3 rRNA genes are annotated in these 5,444 nt (G+C 63.4%); all 3 read left to right on the top strand.

The features are described 5' to 3' along the window. Nucleotides 1-282: 282 nt before the first annotated feature. The 3 genes from LK493_RS09945 to rrf all read left to right on the top strand — a co-directional run bounded on the left by LK493_RS09945 (nucleotide 283) and on the right by rrf (nucleotide 5,424). Nucleotides 283-1,788: ribosomal RNA gene (locus tag LK493_RS09945) — 16S ribosomal RNA — on the top strand. Between the two features lie 403 nt (nucleotides 1,789-2,191). Continuing rightward, a 23S ribosomal RNA gene (locus tag LK493_RS09940) occupies nucleotides 2,192-5,165 on the top strand. A gap of 143 nt (nucleotides 5,166-5,308) precedes the next feature. Further along, nucleotides 5,309-5,424: ribosomal RNA gene (rrf, locus tag LK493_RS09935) — 5S ribosomal RNA — on the top strand. The 16S, 23S and 5S rRNA genes sit together here, the layout of an rRNA operon. The last annotated feature ends 20 nt before the right edge of the window (nucleotides 5,425-5,444 follow it).

Raw genomic sequence — 5,444 nt, 5'->3', positions numbered from 1 at the left:
CGGTCTGGCAATATATCTCCTTGCCGCGCGGCCCGGTGGAACCGGGAACCAGCGCAGGCGTGCACCTTGAGAACCGGATACTGCGAGGATGGACACACCAGATGTGTCGCATCCGGGCAGACATCGAACCATTTGAAATGGTCTAACTTGGATTTGTTTTTCGCAAGGCCGCCGAGAGGCGGCCCCGAGAAATTCCTTTTCCTATACTAGAACCATATGAATCGAACGGAACCGATCAGCGATGAACTGAGAGGACCGGACGGGCTCGAAGCCCATATATTTTGGACGGAGAGTTCGATCCTGGCTCAGGATGAACGCTGGCGGCGCGCCTAACACATGCAAGTCGAACGGCACCCCTCTCCGGAGGGAAGCGAGTGGCGAACGGCTGAGTAACACGTGGAGAACCTGCCCCCTCCCCCGGGATAGCCGCCCGAAAGGACGGGTAATACCGGATACCCCCGGGCGCCGCATGGCGCCCGGGCTAAAGCCCCGACGGGAGGGGATGGCTCCGCGGCCCATCAGGTAGACGGCGGGGTGACGGCCCACCGTGCCGACAACGGGTAGCCGGGTTGAGAGACCGACCGGCCAGATTGGGACTGAGACACGGCCCAGACTCCTACGGGAGGCAGCAGTGGGGAATCTTGCGCAATGGGGGGAACCCTGACGCAGCGACGCCGCGTGCGGGACGGAGGCCTTCGGGTCGTAAACCGCTTTCAGCAGGGAAGAGTCAAGACTGTACCTGCAGAAGAAGCCCCGGCTAACTACGTGCCAGCAGCCGCGGTAATACGTAGGGGGCGAGCGTTATCCGGATTCATTGGGCGTAAAGCGCGCGTAGGCGGCCCGGCAGGCCGGGGGTCGAAGCGGGGGGCTCAACCCCCCGAAGCCCCCGGAACCTCCGCGGCTTGGGTCCGGTAGGGGAGGGTGGAACACCCGGTGTAGCGGTGGAATGCGCAGATATCGGGTGGAACACCGGTGGCGAAGGCGGCCCTCTGGGCCGAGACCGACGCTGAGGCGCGAAAGCTGGGGGAGCGAACAGGATTAGATACCCTGGTAGTCCCAGCCGTAAACGATGGACGCTAGGTGTGGGGGGACGATCCCCCCGTGCCGCAGCCAACGCATTAAGCGTCCCGCCTGGGGAGTACGGCCGCAAGGCTAAAACTCAAAGGAATTGACGGGGGCCCGCACAAGCAGCGGAGCATGTGGCTTAATTCGAAGCAACGCGAAGAACCTTACCAGGGCTTGACATATGGGTGAAGCGGGGGAGACCCCGTGGCCGAGAGGAGCCCATACAGGTGGTGCATGGCTGTCGTCAGCTCGTGTCGTGAGATGTTGGGTTAAGTCCCGCAACGAGCGCAACCCCCGCCGCGTGTTGCCATCGGGTGATGCCGGGAACCCACGCGGGACCGCCGCCGTCAAGGCGGAGGAGGGCGGGGACGACGTCAAGTCATCATGCCCCTTATGCCCTGGGCTGCACACGTGCTACAATGGCCGGTACAGAGGGATGCCACCCCGCGAGGGGGAGCGGATCCCGGAAAGCCGGCCCCAGTTCGGATTGGGGGCTGCAACCCGCCCCCATGAAGTCGGAGTTGCTAGTAATCGCGGATCAGCATGCCGCGGTGAATGCGTTCCCGGGCCTTGTACACACCGCCCGTCACACCACCCGAGTCGTCTGCACCCGAAGTCGCCGGCCCAACCGAGAGGGGGGAGGCGCCGAAGGTGTGGAGGGTGAGGGGGGTGAAGTCGTAACAAGGTAGCCGTACCGGAAGGTGCGGCTGGATCACCTCCTTTCTAGGGAGATAAATCTTCTAGAGAGAAAACACTTTAACTCGAATGGAGGGCAGGAGCCCGTCCGGTAGATGTCGCCCGCGATGAAGTCCCCGCAGCACCCGGTCCCCGGGGTCGCACCCGCGTACCTTGAGAGCCGCATAGCGATAGGAGAGAGATGGAAGAGTATCCTCTTCCAGACTCGATTCTTTTCTGCGATTAAACGTAAGAATGATAGCAATCATTCATCCGATCCAAACAAGAAGAATTCACTTATATATGAGTGAGGAGCATCTGATCGCGAGCACAGTGAAGACACTGTGCCGCGGTATGAGATACCCGAATTGCGACATACGAGCGCTATTCATGATATCGATTAATTAGATTAATTAGCGACACGTGGATATCCCGCGGGCCCGATGCGGTCCCGCAAGATACCACGGGCGCACGGCGGATGCCTTGGCACAGGGAGCCGATGAAGGACGCGGCAAGCTGCGATAATCCCCGGCGAGGAGCACACATCCTTCGACCCGGGGGTCTCCGAATGGGCGAACCCATGCACAGCAGTGTGCATATCCCCCCGCTGAACACATAGGCGGGGGGAGGACAACCCGGGGAACTGAAACATCTAAGTACCCGGAGGAGAGGAAATCAATCTCGAGACTCCCCGAGTAGCGGCGAGCGAAAGGGGACCGATGGCCAAACCGTCGAGCGGGCATACCCGGCAGGGGTTCCGCCGACGGGGTTGCAGGGCCGCGCATCCGGGGGCTGCCGCCCCCGGGCGCAGGTCCGGCTGGGGAGCGGAACGGCATGGGAGGGCCGGCCGCAGCGGGTGACAGCCCCGTACGCGAACCCAGACCGGACGGCGCGACGCGGTCCCTGAGTAGGGCCGGGCACGTGAAACCCGGTCCGAACCTGGGTGGACCACCATCCAAGCCTGAGTACTACCCTGTGACCGATAGCGCACCAGTACCGTGAGGGAAAGGTGAAAAGCACCCCGGGAGGGGAGTGAAACAGTACCTGAAACCGTGCGCCCACGAGCAGTCGGAGCAACTTTTAGTTGTGACGGCGTGCCTTTTGTAGAATGAGCCAGCGAGTCGCTGGCGCGGGGCGAGGTTAACCGAAAGGGAGCCGGAGCGAAAGCGAGCCTTAACAGGGCGACTTGAGTCCCGCGCCGCGGACGCGAAGCCGGGTGAGCTATCCGTGGGCAGGCTGAAGCGGGGGTAAGACCCCGTGGAGGGCCGAACGCACGTCGGTTGAAAACGGCGGCGATGACCTGCGGATAGGGGTGAAAGGCCAATCAAACCCGGAGATATCTCGTTCTCCCCGAAATAGCTTTAGGGCTAGCGTCGCGCGTTCACCGCCGGAGGTAGAGCACCGGATGGACGAGGGGGCTTCGCCGCCTACCGAATCCAACCGAACTCCGAATGCCGGCGGCCCAGAGCGCGGCAGTCAGAGCATGTGGGCTAAGCTGTGTGCTCGAGAGGGAAACAGCCCGGACCGCCCGCTAAGGTCCCCAAGTTCCAGCCGAGTGGCAAAGGATGTGCGTCCGCCCAGACAACCAGGATGTTGGCTTAGAAGCAGCCATCCATTCAAAGAGTGCGTAACAGCTCACTGGTCGAGTGGACATGCGCCGACAATACACGGGGCTAAGCTGGACACCGAAGCGGCGGGATTTTGATTTACAGAATCGGTAGGGGAGCTTCCCATGGGCGGAGAAGCCGGAGGGCGACCGACGGTGGAGCGCATGGGAGTGAGAATGCTGGCATGAGTAGCGAGAGACGAGAGAGTAACTCGTCCGCCGTGAACCCGAGGTTTCCTGGGCAAGGCTAATCCTCCCAGGGTCAGTCGGGGGCTAAGGCGAGGCCGGTAGGCGTAGCCGACGCGCAGCAGGCAGACATTCCTGCACCGCGCACGCGGCGCTACGACCGACGGGGCGACGGATGGGGGTGGCTCGGCGGGGTTCTGGACGTCCCCGTGATGGAGCGCGGCCCGCGGACCAGGGAAATCCGGTCCGCAGAAGGGCGAGGCTCCGGACGAAGCGACTGAGCGAAGCGAGTGAGCCCGAGGTCCCTAGAAAAACCCCTAGGCAGGCGCGTGCGCGCCCGTACCGCAAACCGACACAGGTGGGTGGGTAGAACATACCGAGGCGATCGGGTCAACCATGGTCAAGGAACTCGGCACAATGGCCCCGTAACTTCGGGAGAAGGGGTGCCCGCGCGTACGTGAACGGACTTGCTCCGGGAGCGGAGGCGGGCCGCAGTGGAGAGGCCCAAGCGACTGTTTACCAAAAACACAGGACTCTGCAGAAGCCGCAAGGCGACGTATAGGGTCTGACGCCTGCCCGGTGCCGGAAGGTCACGCGGAGGAGTTAGCGCATCGCGCGAAGCCCCGAAGCCAAGCCCCGGTAAACGGCGGCCGTAACTATAACGGTCCTAAGGTAGCGAAATTCCTTGTCGGGTAAGTTCCGACCTGCACGAAAGGCGCAACGACTTGGGCGCTGTCTCGACCATGGACCCGGTGAAATTGCACTGGTCGTGAAGATGCGACTTACCCGCGGAAGGACGGAAAGACCCCGTGAACCTTCACTGCAGCTTGGCATTGGCCGCTGGTCCCGCGTGTAGAGGATAGGCAGGAGGCATCGATCCGGAGGCGCCAGCCCCCGGGGAGCCGCCCTTGGAATACTGCCCTCGCGCGACCGGCGTCCTAACCCGAGGCCGTCAACCGGCTCGGGGACCGTGCCAGGCGGGCAGTTTGACTGGGGCGGTCGCCTCCTAAAGGGTAACGGAGGCGCGCGAAGGTCCGCTCGGGACGGTCGGCAACCGTCCTTTTGAATGCAAGAGTACAAGCGGGCTTGACTGCGAGGCCCACAAGCCGAGCAGGTGCGAAAGCAGGCTCTAGTGATCCGGCGGCCCCGAGTGGGTGGGCCGTCGCTCAACGGATAAAAGGTACTCCGGGGATAACAGGCTGATCTTGCCCAAGAGTCCACATCGACGGCAAGGTTTGGCACCTCGATGTCGGCTCATCGCATCCTGGGGCTGGAGCAGGTCCCAAGGGTACGGCTGTTCGCCGTTTAAAGCGGTACGCGAGCTGGGTTCAGAACGTCGTGAGACAGTTCGGTCCCTATCCTCCGTGGGCGCAGGAGAATCGATGGAGGCTGCCCCCAGTACGAGAGGACCGGGGTGGACGCACCTCCGGTGAACCGGTTGTCGACCAACGGCACGGCCGGGTAGCCGCGTGCGGCGCGGATAACCGCTGAAGGCATCTAAGCGGGAAGCCGTTCCAGGGATTAGTTCTCCTTCCGGTAAGGGCCCAGGTAGACTACCTGGTCGATAGACGGCAGGTGCAAGGCTGGCGACAGCCTCAGCCGAGCCGCACTAATCGCCCGAGCTCTTCCGGAACCGCACCTCGCGGCCCGCGGGACAAGCGCTCACGCGCGGTCCGGGCACGAGGATGCCCCCGAGTCACCTCCCCTATGCGCCATGCGGCCCCCAGGGCACGTGTATGCGATACCGGACACCGTAACGGTGGGCGCCGCCCACCGGTCAGCGGCCAGAGCATGGGGGGCACGCCCGGTCCCGTTCCGAACCCGGAAGCTAAGCCCCATCGCGCCGAGAGTACTGCGGGGTCAGCCCGTGGGAGGCCAGGGCGCCGCTGACCGGTGGACGGCACCGAGCCGT

Origin of the sequence: Collinsella aerofaciens (assembly GCF_020709435.1) — a bacterium.
In the GTDB taxonomy this organism is placed as follows: domain Bacteria; phylum Actinomycetota; class Coriobacteriia; order Coriobacteriales; family Coriobacteriaceae; genus Collinsella; species Collinsella aerofaciens_AU.
Note: the sequence above shows the minus strand (reverse complement) of the source record. Positions and strands in the feature narration are given on the sequence as shown.